Below are 16,820 nucleotides of genomic sequence, written 5' to 3'. Positions count from 1 at the left end.
GTTCCGGGCCGTTTTCATTTAAAGTTCAACCCCTTGGCAACGTCAGGCAAAGGTAAACCTCTGGTAAAGGCGCTTTGCTAAAACGATGCCAGTGCTTATCGTTCATCCTCCCCAAGTCGTCATTCCGAACAAGGTTCGTTCAACCCATGCAAGCGTCCAATTCCCGTTCCCCTCGTCGCTGGCTCGTAGGCCTGCTGATCCTGCTGCTGGTGGCTGCACTGGCCTGGTGGCTGTGGCCCGCAGCGGCGCCTGCGCCTAAAGAAGCCGGTGGCGGGCGCGGTGGCAAGGGCATGGGCATGATGGGCGGTCGCCCGGGCTTCGGCGGCTCCAGCGACCCGGTGCCGGTGCGCGTCGAGCCGGTGCGGGTGGGCGACTTCCCGCTGTACTACAAGGCCCTGGGCACCGTCACCGCGACCAACACCGTCAACGTGCGCAGCCGCGTGGCTGGCGAGCTGGTCAAGATCCACTTCAAGGAAGGCCAGCAGGTCAAGGCCGGCGACCTGCTCGCCGAGATCGACCCGCGCTCGTACCGCATCGCCCTGCAACAGGCCGAAGGCACCCTGGCGCAGAACCAGGCGCAGCTGAAAAACGCCCAGGTCGACCTGGCCCGCTATAAAGGCCTGTACGCCGAAGACAGCATCGCCAAGCAAACCCTCGACACCGCCGAAGCGCAGGTGGCGCAGTTCCAGGGGCTGGTGAAGACCAACCAGGCGCAGGTCAACGACGCCCGCCTGAACCTCGATTTCACCCAGATCCGCGCGCCGATCAATGGCCGCGTGGGCCTGCGCCAGCTCGACCTGGGCAACCTGGTGGCCGCCAACGACACCACCGCGCTGGTGGTGATCACCCAGACCGAGCCGATCAGCGTTGCCTTCACCCTGCCGGAAACCGAGTTGAGCACCGTGCTGGAACGCTACCGCAGCGGCGCCAGCCTGCCGGTCGAAGCCTGGGACCGCAGTGAGAGCAAGCTGCAGTCCACCGGCGTGCTGGGCAGCATCGACAACCAGATCGACACCACCACCGGCACCCTCAAGTTCAAGGGCCGCTTCGAGAACAAGGACCTGGCTCTGTTCCCCAACCAGTTCGTCAACGTGCGCCTGCTGGCCGACACCCTCAAGCAGGTGACCATGGCCCCGGCGGCGGCCATCCAGTTCGGCAATGACGGCTCCTTCGCCTACGTGGTCAATGACCAGAACACGGTCAACATCCGCAAGCTCAAGGTGGGCGCCAGCGACGGCGAGAACAGCGTCATCCTCGAAGGCCTGAAGGCCGGCGACCGCCTGGTGCTGGAAGGCACCGACCGCCTGCGCGAAGGCACCAAGGTGGAAGTGGTCGAAGACAGCTCGCAAGTGCCGACCACCCCGGGCCAGCACCTGCAAGGCCAAGAGGCCAAGGGTTCGGCAAGCACTGGTGATGTGCAGCCCGGTAAAGCACAGCCTGGTAGCGCAGCAGGCAAGGCGGGCGCATGAACCTCTCGCGTCTGTTCATCCTGCGGCCGGTTGCCACTACGCTGAGCATGCTGGCCATCGTCCTGGCCGGCCTGATCGCCTACAAGCTGCTGCCGGTTTCCGCCTTGCCGCAGGTGGATTACCCGACCATCCGGGTCATGACCCTGTACCCCGGTGCCAGCCCGCAGGTCATGACCAGCGCCGTTACCGCGCCGCTGGAACGCCAGTTCGGCCAGATGCCGGGCCTGGAGCAGATGGCTTCGACCAGCTCCGGCGGCGCCTCGGTGCTGACCCTGCGCTTCAACCTCGACATGAACATGGACGTTGCCGAGCAACAGGTGCAGGCCGCGATCAACGCTGCCAGCAACCTGCTGCCCAGCGACCTGCCGGCGCCGCCGGTGTATAACAAGGTCAACCCGGCCGACACCCCGGTGCTGACCCTGGCCATCTCCAGCAAGACCATGCCGCTGCCCAAGCTCAACGACCTGGTCGATACCCGCGTGGCCCAGAAGCTCGCGCAGATCAGCGGTGTGGGCATGGTCAGCATCGCCGGCGGCCAGCGCCAGGCAGTGCGGATCAAGGTCAACGTCGATGCCCTGGCCGCCAACGGTCTGAACCTGGAGGATGTACGCACCCTGATCGGCGCCTCCAACGTCAACCAGCCCAAGGGCAACTTCGACGGCCCGACCCGGGTGTCGATGCTCGATGCCAACGACCAGCTGCGCTCCCCTGAGGAATACGCCAACCTGATCCTGGCCTACAACAACGGTGCACCGCTGCGCCTGAAGGACGTCGCGGAAATCGTCGACGGCGCGGAGAACGAGCGCCTGGCTGCCTGGGCCAATGAAAACCATGCGGTGCTGTTGAACATCCAGCGCCAGCCGGGCGCCAACGTCATCGAAGTGGTCGACCGCATCAAGGCCCTGCTGCCGTCGATCACCGACAACCTGCCGGCCGGCCTCGATGTTTCGGTGCTCACCGACCGCACCCAGACCATCCGCGCCGCGGTCAAGGACGTGCAGCACGAACTGCTGATCGCCATCGCCCTGGTTGTAATGGTCACGTTCGTCTTCCTGCGCCGTTTCAGTGCCACCCTCATTCCGTCGATCGCCGTGCCGTTGTCGCTGATCGGCACCTTCGGCGTGATGTACCTGGCCGGCTTCTCGGTCAACAACCTGACGCTGATGGCCCTGACCATCGCCACCGGTTTCGTGGTCGACGACGCCATCGTCATGCTGGAGAACATCTCCCGGCACATCGAGGAGGGCGAGACGCCCATGCAGGCTGCGCTCAAGGGCGCCCGGCAAATCGGCTTCACCCTGATCTCGCTGACCTTCTCGCTGATTGCGGTACTGATCCCGCTGCTGTTCATGGCCGATGTGGTCGGCCGCCTGTTCCGCGAGTTCGCCATTACCCTGGCGGTGGCCATCCTGATTTCCCTGGTGGTATCGCTGACCCTCACGCCGATGATGTGCGCGCGCCTGCTCAAGCGTGAGCCCAAGGAAGAGGAACAGGGCCGGTTCTACCGCGCCAGTGGCGCCTGGATCGACTGGCTGATCAGGCACTACGGCAGCGCCCTGCAGTGGGTACTCAAGCGCCAGCCGCTGACGCTGCTGGTGGCCGTGGCCAGCCTGGCGCTCACCGTATTCCTGTACATGGTGGTGCCCAAGGGCTTCTTCCCGGTGCAGGACACCGGGGTGATCCAGGGCATTTCCGAAGCGCCGCAGTCCACCTCGTTCGCCGCCATGAGCGAACGCCAGCAAGCCCTGAGCAAGGTGATCCTGCAGGACCCGGCGGTGCAGAGCCTGTCGTCCTACATCGGTGTCGATGGCGACAACGCCACGCTCAACAGCGGCCGCCTGCTGATCAACCTCAAGCCCCATGGCGAGCGTGATGTCACGGCCAGCGAAGTGATCAACCGCCTGCAGCCGCAAGTCGACCGGCTGGTGGGTATCCGCCTGTTCATGCAGCCGGTGCAGGACCTGAGCATCGAAGACCGGGTCAGCCGTACCCAGTACCAGTTCAGCCTGTCGTCGCCGGACGCCGACCTGCTGGCACAGTGGAGCGGCAAGCTGGTGCAGGCGCTGCAGCAGCGCCCGGAACTGGCCGACGTGGCCAGCGACCTGCAGGACAAGGGCTTGCAGGTGTACCTGGTGATCGACCGCGACATGGCCAGCCGCCTGGGCATCAGCGTGTCGCAGATCACCAACGCCCTGTACGACGCCTTCGGCCAGCGCCAGATCTCGACCATCTACACCCAGGCCAGCCAGTACCGCGTGGTGTTGCAGTCGCAGGATGCGGCGGTGATCGGCCCGCAGGCGCTGGAGTCGATCCACGTCAAGGCCACCGATGGCGGCCAGGTGCGCCTGTCGGCGCTGGCGCGCATCGAGCAGCGCCAGGCCCAGCTGGCCATTTCCCACATCGGCCAGTTCCCGGCGGTGACCCTGTCGTTCAACCTGGCCCACGGCGCTTCGCTGGGCGAGGCGGTGCAGGTGATCGAGCAGGTGCAGAAGGACATCGGCATGCCGCTGGGCGTGCAAACCCGCTTCCAGGGCGCGGCGGAGGCCTTCCAGGCATCGCTGTCGAGCACCTTGCTGTTGATCCTGGCGGCGGTGGTGACCATGTACATCGTGCTGGGCGTGCTGTACGAAAGCTACATCCACCCGGTGACCATTCTTTCGACCCTGCCGTCGGCAGCGGTCGGCGCCTTGCTGGCCTTGCTCATCAGCGGCAACGACCTGGGCATGATCGCCATCATCGGCATCATCCTGCTGATCGGTATCGTCAAGAAGAACGCGATCATGATGATCGATTTCGCCCTCGAGGCCGAGCGCCAGCAGGGCATGAGCCCGCGCGATGCCATCTACCAGGCGGCGCTGCTGCGCTTCCGGCCGATCCTGATGACCACCCTGGCCGCGCTGTTCGGCGCCGTGCCGCTGATGCTCGCCACCGGTTCCGGCGCCGAGTTGCGCCAGCCGCTGGGCCTGGTGATGGTCGGCGGGCTGCTGGTCAGCCAGGTGCTGACGTTGTTCACCACCCCGGTCATCTACCTGTACTTCGACCGCCTGGCCCGCCGCTGGCGCCCGGCCACTGACGTGAAGCAGGCCGAGGCATGAACCTGTCCGGTCCTTTCATCCGTCGCCCGGTGGCGACCATGCTGTTGAGCCTGGCGATCATGCTGCTGGGCGGGGTCAGCTTCGGCCTGCTGCCGGTGGCGCCGCTGCCACAGATGGACTTCCCGGTGATCGTGGTGTCGGCCAACCTGTCCGGCGCCAGCCCGGAAGTGATGGCCTCCACCGTGGCCACGCCGCTGGAGCGCAAGCTGGGCAGCATTGCCGGGGTGACCACCCTGACCAGCAGCTCCAACCAGGGCTCCACACGGGTGATCATCGGCTTCGAGATGGGCCGCGACATCGACGGTGCGGCGCGCGAGGTGCAGGCGGCGATCAACGCCACCCGCAACCTGCTGCCCAGCGGTATGCGCAGCATGCCCACCTACAAGAAGATCAACCCGTCGCAGGCACCGATCATGGTGCTGTCGCTGACTTCGGACGTGCTGCAGAAGGGCCAGCTGTACGACCTGGCCGACACCATCCTGTCGCAGAGCCTGGCCCAGGTGCCCGGGGTAGGGGAGGTGCAGATCGGCGGCAGTTCGTTGCCGGCGGTGCGCATTGCCGTGGAGCCGCAATTGCTCAACCAGTACGGCCTGTCGCTGGATGAAGTGCGCACTGCGGTGTCCAACGCCAACCAGCGCCGGCCGATGGGCTTTGTCGAGGACGCCGAGCGCAACTGGCAGGTGCGTGCCAATGACCAGCTGGAAAGCGCCAAGGACTACGAGCCCGTGGTGATCCGCCAGCAGAACGGCACCATCCTGCGCCTGTCCGACGTGGCGACCATCACCGACGGCGTCGAGAACCGCTACAACAGCGGCTTCTTCAATGACCAGAGCGCGGTGCTGCTGGTGGTCAACCGCCAGACCGGCGCCAACATCATCGAAACGGTCGACCAGATCAAGGCGCAGCTGCCGGCCCTGCAATCGCTGCTGCCGGCCAGCGTGCAACTGAACGTGGCCATGGACCGCTCGCCAGTGATCAAGGCAACCCTCAAGGAAGCCGAGCACACCCTGCTGATCGCCGTGGTGCTGGTGATCCTGGTGGTCTACCTGTTCCTCGGCAGCCTGCGGGCCTCGCTGATCCCCAGCCTGGCGGTGCCGGTGTCACTGGTGGGCACCTTCGCAGTCATGTACCTGTGCGGGTTCTCGCTCAACAACCTGTCGCTGATGGCGCTTATTCTTGCCACCGGCCTGGTGGTAGACGACGCCATCGTGGTGCTGGAGAACATCTCCCGGCACATCGAGGACGGCCAACCGCCGATGAAGGCGGCCTTCCTGGGTGCCAAGGAAGTGGGTTTCACCTTGCTGTCGATGAACGTGTCGCTGGTGGCGGTGTTCGTCTCCATCCTGTTCATGGGCGGCATCGTGCGCAACCTGTTCCAGGAGTTCTCCATCACCCTGGCGGCGGCGATCATCGTGTCGCTGGTGGTGTCGCTGACCCTCACGCCGATGCTGTGCGCCCGCTGGCTCAAGCCGCACCAGGCCGAGCAGAACCGCCTGCAGCGCTGGAGCGACCAGTTGCACCAGCGCATGGTCGATGCCTATGACCGCAGCCTGGGCTGGGCCTTGCGCCACAAGCGCCTGACGCTGATCAGCCTGCTGGCCACCATCGGTATCAACATCGCCCTGTACGTGGTGGTGCCCAAGACGCTGATGCCGCAGCAGGACACCGGCCAGCTGATGGGCTTCATCCGTGGCGACGACGGCCTGTCGTTCAGCGTGATGCAGCCGAAAATGGAAATCTACCGCCGCGCCTTGCTGGCCGACCCGGCAGTGCAGAGCGTTGCCGGCTTCATCGGCGGCAACAGCGGCACCAACAACGCCATGGTGCTGGTGCGCCTGAAACCGATCAACGAGCGCAAGATCGACGCGCAGAAGGTGATCGAGCGCCTGCGCAAGGAAATGCCCAAGGTACCCGGCGGGCGCCTGTTCCTGATGGCCGACCAGGACCTGCAACTGGGCGGCGGGGGGCGCGACCAGACCTCTTCGCAGTACCTGTACTCCCTGCAGAGCGGTGACCTGACGGCCCTGCGCGAATGGTTCCCGAAAGTGGTGGCGGCGCTGCGTGCACTGCCGCAACTGACTGCCATCGACGCCCGCGACGGTGCCGGCACCCAGCAGGTGACCCTGGTGGTCGACCGCGACCAGGCCAAGCGCCTGGGCATCGACATGGACATGGTCACCACGGTGCTGAACAACGCCTACAGCCAGCGGCAGATCTCCACCATCTACGACAGCCTCAACCAGTACCAGGTAGTGCTGGAGATCAACCCGAAGTACGCCTGGGACCCGAGCACCCTCGAGCAGGTACAGGTGATTACCGCCGACGGTGCCCGCGTACCGCTGTCGACCATCGCCCACTACGAGAACAGCCTGGCCAACGACCGGGTCAGCCACGAAGGCCAGTTCGCCGCCGAAAGCATCGCCTTCGACGTCGCCGAAGGCTACAGCCCCGACCAGGCCATGGCGGCGCTGGAGCGTGCGGTGGCCAAGCTGGGCTTGCCCGAGGAAGTGATCGCCAAGCTTGGTGGTACCGCCGATGCCTTCGCCAAGACCCAGGAAGGCCAGCCGCTGATGATCCTTGGCGCGCTGGTGCTGGTCTACCTGGTGCTGGGCATCCTCTACGAAAGCTACATTCACCCGCTGACCATCCTCTCGACACTGCCCTCGGCCGGCGTCGGTGCCTTGCTGGCGCTGTACGTCACCGGCGGCGAGTTCAGCCTGATCTCGCTGCTGGGGCTGTTCCTGCTGATCGGCGTGGTGAAGAAGAACGCCATCCTGATGATCGACCTGGCCTTGCAGCTGGAGCGCCACCAGGGCCTGACACCGGAAGAGTCGATCCGTCGGGCCTGCCTGCTGCGCCTGCGGCCGATCCTGATGACGACCCTGGCGGCCATCCTCGGCGCCTTGCCGCTGCTGCTGAGCCGCGCCGAAGGCGCGGAAATGCGCCAGCCACTGGGCCTGACCATCATTGGCGGCCTGGTGTTCAGCCAGATCCTCACCCTTTACACGACACCGGTGGTCTACCTGTACCTGGACCGCCTGCGTCACCGTTTCAACCGTTGGCGTGGCGTGCGCACCGACGCCGCCCTGGAAACCCCGCTATGACTTTTGCCCAGACCACACTTCACCGCGCCCTGCAGACGCTGACCCGTGGGCGAGGTTCGCGCCTGCTCGGCGCCGGGTTATGCGTCGCCTTGCTCAGCGCCTGCACCCTGAGCCCGGACTACCACCGCCCGGAGCTGAGCAGCACGGCGCAGTTCAAGCATGCCGAAGGCTGGACCCAGGCCACGCCGTCCGATGCCATCGCCCGCGGCGCCTGGTGGGAAATCTACGGCGATGCCGGGCTCAATGCGCTGGTCGAAGAGCTCAACCGCAGCAACCAGACCGTGGCGCAATCGGAGGCCCAGTACCGCCAGGCCCAGGCGCTGGTGCGCAGCAGCCGGGCGGCATTGTTCCCTAGCCTGGACCTGAGCGTCGGCAAGAACCGTTCGGCCCAGGGCACCGGTAGCTCCAGCTCGAGCTTGTCCAACAACAGCAGCGGCATTCGCAACACCTACAACGCCCAGCTCGGCGTCAGCTGGGAAATCGACCTGTGGGGCAAACTGCGCGAAACCCTCAATGCCAACGAAGCCAGTGCCGAAGCCAGCCTGGCCGACCTGGCCTCGATCCGCCTCAGCCAGCAGTCGGAACTGGTGCAGAACTACCTGCAGTTGCGGGTGATCGACGAGCAGAAGCGCCTGTTGGAAGCCACCGTGGCAGCTTATGAGCGTTCCCTGCGGATGAACGAAAACCAGTACCGCGCCGGCGTCGCCGGCCCGGATGCGGTGGCCCAGGCGCGTACCCAGCTAAAGAGCACCCAGGCCGACCTGATCGACCTGATCTGGCAGCGCGCGCAGTTCGAGAACGCCATTGCCGTGTTGCTGGGCAAGGCCCCGGCGGACTTCGCCCTGGCCGACAGCAAGGCCATTCCGGCGCTGCCGCAAATTCCGGTGGCCTTGCCTTCGCAGTTGCTGGAGCGACGTCCGGACATCGCTGCAGCCGAGCGCAACGTGATGGCTGCCAACGCCAACATCGGCGTGTCGCGGGCGGCGTATTTCCCGGACCTGAGCCTGAGCATGAGTGGTGGTTACTCCAGCAGCAGCTTCAGCAACTGGATCGAACTGCCCAACCGCTACTGGTCCGTAGGCCCGCAGCTGGCGCTGACCTTGTTCGACGCCGGCAAGCGCAGTGCCGAGGTGGACCGCACGGTGGCGGTATATGACCAGACCGTGGCGCAATACCGCCAGACCGTGCTCGACGGCTTCAAGGAAGTGGAAAACCTGCTGGTGCAGTTGAAGGTGTATGGCGATGAGGCGGTGGTGCGCCAGGAGGCACTGGATGCCGCTCGCGAGTCGCTGCGCCTGACCGAGAACCAGTACCGCGCCGGGCTGATCGGCTACCTGGATGTGGTCAACGTGCAGACCACGGCGCTGAGCAACGAGCGCAGTGTGTTGAACCTGCTGCAGGGGCGGCTGGTGGCAAGCGTGCAGCTGGTTGCCGCGCTGGGTGGTGGTTGGGATGCGGAACAGGCGTTTGCCGAGCAGGACTGAAATATTGGCAGTGCTTTGTGGGAGCGGCCTTGTGTCGCGAAAGGGCCGCAAAGCGGCCCCAGGTTCTCGGCACAATGGCTGATATTGCTGGGGCTGCTTCGCAGCCCTTTCGCGACACAAGGCCGCTCCCACAAAAGAGAGTGCATTCCTGCGAGGCCGTATAGCGTCTTCCATTTGGATCCATTCCCATTCGCAAAAACCCCGTGCGTTTCGCCTAAGCTTGAGTACAATCGTCAGCTTTTTCCGGGCCTCCCGTCCCGTCGCTGGAACTCCCAATGCTGACCGGTAGCTACTCCTCTTCGCTGGTGTTGATTTCGCTGTGCGTGGCAATCCTGGCGTCCTATACCGCCCTTGACCTGACCGGCCGCATCGCCACGGCCAAAGGCCGGGCTGCCTGCCTGTGGATGGGGGGTGGCGCGCTGGCCATGGGCATCGGCGTGTGGTCGATGCACTTCATCGGCATGCTCGCCTTCAGCCTGCCCATCGATCTGGGCTACGACCTTGCCCTGACCGCGTTCTCGCTGCTGATTGCCGTGTTGTCCTCGGGCTTTGCCTTGTGGCTGGTCAGCCAGCCGAGCCTGCCGTGGCAGCAGCTGGCGCTTGGCGCGCTGATCATGGGCGCCGGCATCGCCTGCATGCACTACACCGGCATGGCCGCGCTGCGCATGCTGCCGGGCATCGACTATGACCCGACGCTGTTCGGGGCCTCGCTGCTGATTGCCGTGGGCGCCTCGGCAGCGGCGTTGTGGATCGCCTTCCGTCTGCGCGCGCACACCCCTTATGTGCGGCAGATTCGCGGCCTGGCGGCGGTGGTGATGGGCTTTGCCATCGTCGGCATGCACTACACCGGCATGGCCGCGGCGAATTTCCCTGAAGGCAGCTTCTGCGGTGCGCTGGCCGGGGGAGGCCTGCAAGGCGACGGCCTGGTCTACCTGGTGCTGATCACCACCCTGGCGGTACTGGCGGTGGCCTTGCTCACCTCGGTGCTGGACGCCCGCCTGGAGGCACGCACCGCCGAGCTGGCCCGTTCGCTGACCCTGGCCAACCAGGAACTGACCCAGCTGGCCCTGCACGACACCCTCACCGACCTGCCCAACCGTACTTTGCTGGCCGACCGCATCGAGCAGGCCATCGCCAAGGTAGCGGAGCAGGGCGGCTGCTTTGCCCTGATGTTCATCGACCTGGACGGTTTCAAGCCCGTCAACGATGCCTTCGGCCACCACGTCGGCGACTTGCTGCTCAAGGCGGTGGCGACACGCCTGCGCGGGCACCTGCACAGCCAGGACACGTTGGCGCGCATCGGCGGCGACGAATTCGTGCTGCTGGTGCAGCTGCGCGAGCCGAACGATGCCATGGATGTGGCGGTCAAGCAGGTCAACCTGGTATCACGGCCGTTCCGCGTGGCCGAGCATGACCTGCAGCTGACGGCGAGCCTGGGCATCGTCCTGTACCCGGGCAATGGCCAGGACCAGCACGAGCTGTTGCGCAATGCCGACGCCGCCATGTACCACGCCAAGAGCGCCGGCAAGAATGGCTACAGCTTCTTCGACGTGTCGATGAACAGCAACGCCCGCCAGCAATTGCAGCTACTGCAGGACCTGCGCCAGGCCCTGGAGCAGCGTCAGTTCCGCCTGCACTACCAGCCCAAGTTCGACGCTCAGAATTGCCAGCCGATCGGTGCCGAGGCCTTGCTGCGCTGGGAGCACCCGCAGCAGGGCCTGTTGCTGCCCGACCGTTTCATCGGCCTGGCGGAAAAGACCGGCCTGATCATTCCCATTGGCGAGTGGGTGCTCATCGAGGCCTGCCGGCAGATGCGCCAGTGGCTGGACCAGGGGCACCACGGCTGGCGCATGGCGGTGAACCTGTCTGCCATACAGTTCTGCCATGCCGGGCTGGTCGAGAGCGTGGCCCGGGCCCTGCAGCAGAACAGCCTGCCGGCCAACTGCCTGACCCTGGAAATTACCGAAACCACCGCCATGCACGACGCCGATGCCAGCCTGACGGTGCTGCAGCGGCTGTCCGACATGGGCGTGGACCTGTCCATCGATGACTTTGGCACCGGCTATTCCAGCCTGATGTACCTCAAGCGCCTGCCGGCCAACGAGCTGAAGATCGACCGCGGTTTCGTGCGCGACCTGGAGCAGGACAGCGACGATGCGGCGATCGTTTCGGCAATTGTGGCGCTGGGCCAGGCGCTGGGCCTGCGCATTGTCGCCGAAGGGGTGGAGACTGACAGGCAGCAGGACTTCCTGACCCGCCTGGGCTGCGATTCGCTGCAAGGCTACCTGCTGGGCCAGCCGGTGCCGGCCGAGCAGTTCATGGGCAAGTTGCAGGCCATGCGCCAGGAAAGTACCGCAGCGGGCTAGACCGCGTCGCGCAGGGTGAAGGCGGGCATGAAGGTATCCATCTCCGCCTCGACGGCCTCGATGATGCGCTCTACATCGGCGGCGGCCATGATCGCCGAGCAGGGGATGCCGGCAATCGCCAGCAGGGTTTCGCCGGTGGCGCGGTCGAACAGCCGCGCGACCATGCTGCGCGGCGCATCCATGCTGGCTTCGAAGCCCAGCGGGTGGAAATGCCAGCGCATCACCTGGCAGGCGTTGGGGAACGTCATCTTGTTCATGCCAGCCTCCTTGTCCGTACCTGGACGTGGTGAGCGGGTGGCCACATCGATGCGGCCGCCGGGAAAGTAACCATAGCACCTGTCACGGAGTATTCTCGGCTGCAAATACGACAAATGTGCTAATGCATGACAGCGGTCACATCCTTGTCATGCAGGGCATTTGGCGCAGGGCCGCAAGGCAAACGTTTTCCCGGCACGTTGACGGCAGATAACCCGCCAGGTTCTGCCACTTTGATCGACATCCCCGCACGATGTTTTCGGACGAGCGGTGCGATCAGCCGAGCAACCCGGCAGCGATGTTGATGGTGAACCCCAGGATCGCCGTATTGAAAACGAACCCCACCAGTGAATGCGCCAGCACCACCCGCCGCAGGTCCCGCCCGGCAACGCCCACATCGGAGGTTTGCACGGCCATGCTGATGGTGAACGAGAAGTAGTGAAAGTCCCAGTAATCGGGGTTGCGTTCGCCATCGGTGAAGCGCAGCGGCGGTTCGTGGTTTTGTCCGGTATAGAACAGCCGCGCGTAGTGCAGGCTGAAAATGCAGCCGATCAGCAGCCAGGAGCCGGCCACGGTCAGGCCGGTATAGAGGTAGTGCAGGGCCAGCGCCGTGCCTTGCAGGCCACGGCTGGATACCAGTTGCAAGGTGACGGCGGCGAGGCTGGCGATGGCGGCGATGCACACGGTAAGCAGGACCAGGCCGGCGTTTTCGTCTTCGACGCGGGCGATCTTGCGTACCTTTTCCGCATTGGCGCTCCAGCTCAGGTAGAGCACCAGCAGCAGGTATAGCCACACGCCAAGGTTCCAGCCGGCGAGGATGTGCTGAACGCTGTCGCCGGCAGGGATCAGCCAGGCGCCGAGCAGGCCGACCACAGTGGCGATGCTCAGGCGCGGGTGGGTGTGGGTCAGGCGGTGGAAAGCCATGGGGCCTCTTTTGCAGGGTGCATGGCTTCTACTCTAGACCGTCATGAGGCAGATGAGCGGCATGCGCGGTCCATGTAGGAGCGGCCTTGTGTCGCGAAAGGGCCGCAAAGCGGCCCCGACAATTCCTGGAGGCGCGAAGATCCTGGGGGCGCTTCGCACCCCTATCGCGACACAAGGCCGCTCCTACAAAAAGCGGGCTGCGTGGCCTGATGTTTCTTTGCTGCCGCCCATCGCGCGGCATTGCAACTCTCAGTAAACTGCACGCTCCAACACCTACATCCGTTGAACTCGAGGTTTCTGCATGACGCTCAGTCCTTTGGCAGGCAAGCCGGCTCCGGCCAGCGTGCTGGTCGATATTCCCCGACTGCTCACCGCCTACTACACCGGCCGCCCCGACGCTGCCGTGGCGGCCCAGCGGGTGGCCTTCGGCACCTCGGGGCACCGGGGCACTTCGCTTGAATTGAGTTTCAACGAGTACCACGTCCTGGCCATTACCCAGGCCATCTGCCTGTATCGCCAGGAGAAGGGCATCGATGGCCCGCTGTTCATCGGCGCCGACACCCACGCACTGTCGGCACCGGCTACCGCCAGCGCCCTGGAAGTGCTGGCGGCCAATGGCGTGCAGGTAATGCTGTCCAAGGACGACGAATACACGCCGACGCCGGCTGTTTCCCATGCCATCCTCTGCCATAACCGTGGCCGCCAGCAGGGCCTGGCCGACGGCATCGTCATCACCCCGTCGCACAACCCGCCGCAGAGTGGTGGCTTCAAATACAACCCGCCCAATGGCGGCCCGGCCGACAGCGACGTGACCAAGTGGATCGAGGCCAAGGCCAACGAACTGCTGGCCGCTGACCTGGCGGGCGTCAAGCGCATGGACCATGCCCAGGCGCTGCAGGCCTCCACCACCCAGCGCCACGACTACGTGAGCAACTACGTGGCCGACCTGGAAAACGTCATCGACTTCGACGTCATCCGCGGCGCCAAGCTGCGCCTGGGCGTCGACCCGCTGGGCGGGGCAGGGGTGCGCTACTGGTCGGCGATTGCCGAGCATTACCAGTTGGACCTGGAAGTGGTGAACACCGAGGTCGACCCGACCTTCCGCTTCATGACCGTCGACTGGGACGGCCAGATCCGCATGGACCCGTCCTCGCCCTATGCCATGCAGGGCCTGATCGGCCTGCGCGAACGTTTCGACGTGGCCTTCGCCTGCGACCCGGACCACGACCGCCATGGCATCGTCACCCCCGATGGCCTGCTGCAGCCGAACAACTACCTGGCCGTGGCCATCGACTACCTGTACCGCCACCGCCCGCAATGGCGCAGCGATGCCTCCGTCGGCAAGACCGTGGTCTCCAGCGGCCTGATCGACCGCGTCACCCAGCGCCTGGGCCGTGAGCTGTACGAAGTGCCGGTGGGCTTCAAGTTCTTCGCCCAGGGCCTGTTCGACGGCACGTTGGGCTTTGGTGGCGAGGAAAGCGCGGGGGCTTCGTTCCTGCGCCGCGATGGCTCGGTCTGGGCCACCGACAAGGACGGGCTGATCCCGGCCTTGCTGGCTGCCGAGATGACTGCCCGCACCGGGCGCAACCCGAGCCAGGCCTACGCCGACCTGACCGAGGCGCTGGGCAAGCCGTTTGCCACCCGTGTCGAAGCCAAGGCCGATGCCCGGCAAAAGGCTTTGCTGAGCAAGCTGGCGCCGGAGCAGGTGAAGTCGACCGAGCTGGCGGGTGAGCCGATCGTGCAGATCCTCAGCCATGCACCGGGCAACGGCCAGGCGATCGGTGGGCTGAAGGTGATGACCGCCAATGGCTGGTTCGCCGCACGCCCTTCGGGCACCGAGGACATCTACAAGATCTACGCCGAAAGCTTCATCGACGAGGCGCACCTGCAGCGCCTGGTGCAGGAAGCGCAGGTGCTGGTGGATGCGGCGATTGCCTGACAGGTAACAAACCGCTTGGTTCTGCGGCCACCGCAGGGCCTTCCTGCTGTCGGCGACAGTGGGTTTCTAGCCCATTTCAAAAGCTGGCGCGCTCCCTGTAGGAGCGGCCTTGTGTCGCGAAAGGGCCGCAACGCGGCCCCAGGATTGATGCGCAACAGTTGAAATTGCCGGGGCTGCTTTGCAGCCCTTTCGCGACACAAGGCCGCTCCTACAGGTTGAACCGATCGGTCAGACCGAATCAGGCACCACGGCGATCACATCGATCTCCATCAGCCACTCGGCCTGGGCCAACCCAGCCACCACCAGCCCGGTAGAAATCGGGAACACGCCCTTGAGCCACTTGCCTACCTCCTTGTACACCGGCTCGCGGAAGCGCGGGTCGGTGATGTAGGTGGTGGTCTTGACGATGTGCGACAGGTCCGAGCCGGCTTCTTCGAGCAGTTGCTTGACGTTCTTCATCGCCTGCTCGGCCTGCGCCCGTGGGTCACCCAGGCCCACCAGGTTGCCTTCGAAGTCGGTGCCGACCTGGCCGCGCACGTAGATGGTGTTGCCGGCGCGTACCGCCTGGCACAGGTCGTTGTCCAAGGTCTGGTTGGGGTAGGTGACCTTGGTGTTGAACATGCGGATGCGAGTATGGGTAGGCATCAGTGGGCTCCGAGGGTGCTGACGTTGCTGATCTTGGGTTGTTGCTGCTCGTCCGCTGCGCGTTGTTCGCGGTCGCGGTAGGCGGTATAGGTGCGTTGCGTGGCGATGTGGCCGGCGACGTGCTTGGCGTCGTGCCACACGCCCCAGATGAACGACGAGCCACGGCGCGACAGCCAGGGCAGGCCAAGGAAGTACACACCCGGCTCGCGGGCCACGCCGCGTTGGTGCTGGGGCTTGCCGTTGGCGTCGAAGGTGTCTACCTGCAGCCAGCTGAAGTCGACACCGTAACCGGTGGCCCAGATGATGCTGGTAACGCCGGCCTTGGCCAGCTCCAGTTGCTGCAGCGGGTTGCGCATGCACTCCGGGTCGGCCAGGCGTTTGCGGGCTTCGGGCTCTTCCGGCAGGTCCAGGCCGTTGCGTTCGATGTAGGCATCGGCGGCATCCAGCAGGGCCAGGTAGTTTTCGTCGCCGCGGTTGATGTTCTCGACCAGGTTGTCCTGGAAGCGCGCCACGCCGTTCTCGAACGACTGGGTCAGGCCGACCAGGGTCATGCCCTGGTGGGCGAGGGCGCGGAAGTCCACGGTGTGGCCGCCACGGGCGCCACTGACGGCAATGGTCACGTGCTCGCGGCCAGGCTTGGCGATTTCCGCATCCCACTCACCCAGCACGCCCAGCCACCAGCAGAAGTCGCGGTTGCGGTAAGCGCGTGGCGGGCGATCGTGGGCACCGACCGAGAGGTACACCTGGCGCCCGGCACGCATCAGTTCTTCGGCGATCTGCACGCCCGAGGAACCGGCGCCGACCACCAGCACAGCGCCTTCTGGCAACTGCTCGGGGTTGTAATAGGCAGCGGAGTGGATCTGGTGCAGGTTGCTGTCTTTCGGCGCGATGGCCGGGATCACCGGTTTCTGGAACGGGCCGGTGGCGGCGACCACGCGGTTGGCGCGAATCACGCCTTCATTGGTTTCGATGGTAAAACCGGGGCGGTCGCTGTTGCGCAGCACTTTCTTCACTTCGATGCCGGTGCGTACGGGCAGGTTGTACTTGCGTACGTACTGCTCGAAGTAGTCGGCCACCTGGTCCTTGCCGGCGAAGGCGTCGGCGTCGAGGTTGAATTCCAGCCCCGGGAAGCGGTCGTGCCAGACCGGGCCGTTGGCCACCAGCGAGTCCCAGCGGCCGGTGCGCCAGGCCTCGGCGATACGCTTGCGCTCCAGCACCAGGTGCGGCACGCCAAGCTTGCTCAGGTGTTCGCTCATGGCCACGCCGGCCTGGCCGGCGCCGACGACGAGGGTGTCGATTTCGAGGTTGTTCAGTGTCATGTCCGAGCCCTTGTTCAGGCGGTTTTTGTCAGGTCGGTTTGGAGGACCGCCGTTGCCTGGGGCCAGACTAGGGATGCCGTGGAAATGGCGAAAATAGTATTTAGCTGGGGCTTGCCGATAAAACGGCGAAGGCCTTGATTGCTGCCGCCTGCAGCGGTTCCCGCAGCAGCTTTGCCGGGGTTTTTCCGGAACGTTTCGTGGTCATAGTTTTTTCCTCTGC

The 16,820-nt window shown here is 65.2% G+C and carries 10 protein-coding genes; 6 read left to right on the top strand and 4 right to left on the bottom strand.

What is annotated here, in order from left to right:
• The first annotated feature begins 146 nt into the window (after positions 1-146).
• From ABNP31_RS14995 to ABNP31_RS14975, 5 genes are all read left to right on the top strand, one after another.
• Positions 147-1,469, top strand: a complete 1,323-nt coding sequence (locus ABNP31_RS14995) for an MdtA/MuxA family multidrug efflux RND transporter periplasmic adaptor subunit (RefSeq protein ID WP_238066454.1) — start codon at positions 147-149, stop codon at positions 1,467-1,469.
• Complete coding sequence (locus tag ABNP31_RS14990; protein ID WP_025338841.1) at positions 1,466-4,564, top strand: MdtB/MuxB family multidrug efflux RND transporter permease subunit; 3,099 nt, start codon at positions 1,466-1,468, stop codon at positions 4,562-4,564. Before ABNP31_RS14995 ends, ABNP31_RS14990 begins: the two co-directional genes overlap by 4 nt.
• Complete coding sequence (locus ABNP31_RS14985) at positions 4,561-7,668, top strand: efflux RND transporter permease subunit (protein ID WP_085617032.1); 3,108 nt, start codon at positions 4,561-4,563, stop codon at positions 7,666-7,668. The genes ABNP31_RS14990 and ABNP31_RS14985 overlap by 4 nt, the downstream gene beginning before the upstream one ends.
• Positions 7,665-9,152, top strand: coding sequence for an efflux transporter outer membrane subunit (locus tag ABNP31_RS14980; RefSeq protein ID WP_350012457.1), 1,488 nt, complete (start codon positions 7,665-7,667; stop codon positions 9,150-9,152). The genes ABNP31_RS14985 and ABNP31_RS14980 overlap by 4 nt, the downstream gene beginning before the upstream one ends.
• Before the next feature lie 275 nt (positions 9,153-9,427).
• A complete protein-coding gene (locus tag ABNP31_RS14975; RefSeq protein WP_085665639.1) occupies positions 9,428-11,518 on the top strand; it encodes a putative bifunctional diguanylate cyclase/phosphodiesterase in 2,091 nt (696 codons plus the stop codon).
• Here ABNP31_RS14975 and ABNP31_RS14970 read toward each other — a convergent pair.
• Together ABNP31_RS14970 and ABNP31_RS14965 are read right to left on the bottom strand one after the other, a co-directional pair.
• Complete coding sequence (locus ABNP31_RS14970; RefSeq protein WP_013972974.1) at positions 11,515-11,775, bottom strand: DUF1652 domain-containing protein; 261 nt, start codon at positions 11,773-11,775, stop codon at positions 11,515-11,517. The genes ABNP31_RS14975 and ABNP31_RS14970 overlap by 4 nt on opposite strands.
• A 274-nt stretch (positions 11,776-12,049) precedes the next feature.
• Positions 12,050-12,697, bottom strand: coding sequence for a DUF1345 domain-containing protein (locus ABNP31_RS14965; protein WP_085665637.1), 648 nt, complete (start codon positions 12,695-12,697; stop codon positions 12,050-12,052).
• A gap of 301 nt (positions 12,698-12,998) precedes the next feature.
• Between ABNP31_RS14965 and pgm the strand changes: the two genes are divergently transcribed.
• Positions 12,999-14,636, top strand: a complete 1,638-nt coding sequence (gene pgm / locus ABNP31_RS14960) for a phosphoglucomutase (alpha-D-glucose-1,6-bisphosphate-dependent) (protein ID WP_350012456.1) — start codon at positions 12,999-13,001, stop codon at positions 14,634-14,636.
• Positions 14,637-14,864: 228 nt separating this feature from the next.
• Here the strand turns inward: pgm and ABNP31_RS14955 are convergent, their stop codons facing one another.
• The gene (locus ABNP31_RS14955) at positions 14,865-15,281 is read right to left on the bottom strand and encodes a RidA family protein (protein ID WP_025338851.1); all 417 of its coding nucleotides are present in this window, start codon (positions 15,279-15,281) and stop codon (positions 14,865-14,867) included.
• The gene (locus ABNP31_RS14950) at positions 15,281-16,600 is read right to left on the bottom strand and encodes a flavin-containing monooxygenase (protein WP_350012455.1); all 1,320 of its coding nucleotides are present in this window, start codon (positions 16,598-16,600) and stop codon (positions 15,281-15,283) included. Before ABNP31_RS14950 ends, ABNP31_RS14955 begins: the two co-directional genes overlap by 1 nt.
• Positions 16,601-16,820 lie beyond the last annotated feature (220 nt).

The organism is Pseudomonas asiatica (assembly GCF_040214835.1).
Taxonomy (GTDB): domain Bacteria; phylum Pseudomonadota; class Gammaproteobacteria; order Pseudomonadales; family Pseudomonadaceae; genus Aquipseudomonas; species Aquipseudomonas putida_Z.
This window is presented reverse-complemented; position numbering and strand designations above follow the sequence as displayed.

What these genes read in the sequence shown, in the direction of transcription:
- ABNP31_RS14950 (WP_350012455.1), bottom strand. Translation starts at nt 16,600, where the DNA reads ATGACACTGAACAACCTCGAAATCGACACCCTCGTCGTCGGCGCCGGC.
- ABNP31_RS14955 (WP_025338851.1), bottom strand. Translation starts at nt 15,281, where the DNA reads ATGCCTACCCATACTCGCATCCGCATGTTCAACACCAAGGTCACCTAC.
- ABNP31_RS14980 (WP_350012457.1), top strand. Translation starts at nt 7,665, where the DNA reads ATGACTTTTGCCCAGACCACACTTCACCGCGCCCTGCAGACGCTGACC.
- ABNP31_RS14975 (WP_085665639.1), top strand. Translation starts at nt 9,428, where the DNA reads ATGCTGACCGGTAGCTACTCCTCTTCGCTGGTGTTGATTTCGCTGTGC.
- ABNP31_RS14965 (WP_085665637.1), bottom strand. Translation starts at nt 12,697, where the DNA reads ATGGCTTTCCACCGCCTGACCCACACCCACCCGCGCCTGAGCATCGCC.
- pgm (WP_350012456.1), top strand. Translation starts at nt 12,999, where the DNA reads ATGACGCTCAGTCCTTTGGCAGGCAAGCCGGCTCCGGCCAGCGTGCTG.
- ABNP31_RS14990 (WP_025338841.1), top strand. Translation starts at nt 1,466, where the DNA reads ATGAACCTCTCGCGTCTGTTCATCCTGCGGCCGGTTGCCACTACGCTG.
- ABNP31_RS14995 (WP_238066454.1), top strand. Translation starts at nt 147, where the DNA reads ATGCAAGCGTCCAATTCCCGTTCCCCTCGTCGCTGGCTCGTAGGCCTG.
- ABNP31_RS14985 (WP_085617032.1), top strand. Translation starts at nt 4,561, where the DNA reads ATGAACCTGTCCGGTCCTTTCATCCGTCGCCCGGTGGCGACCATGCTG.
- ABNP31_RS14970 (WP_013972974.1), bottom strand. Translation starts at nt 11,775, where the DNA reads ATGAACAAGATGACGTTCCCCAACGCCTGCCAGGTGATGCGCTGGCAT.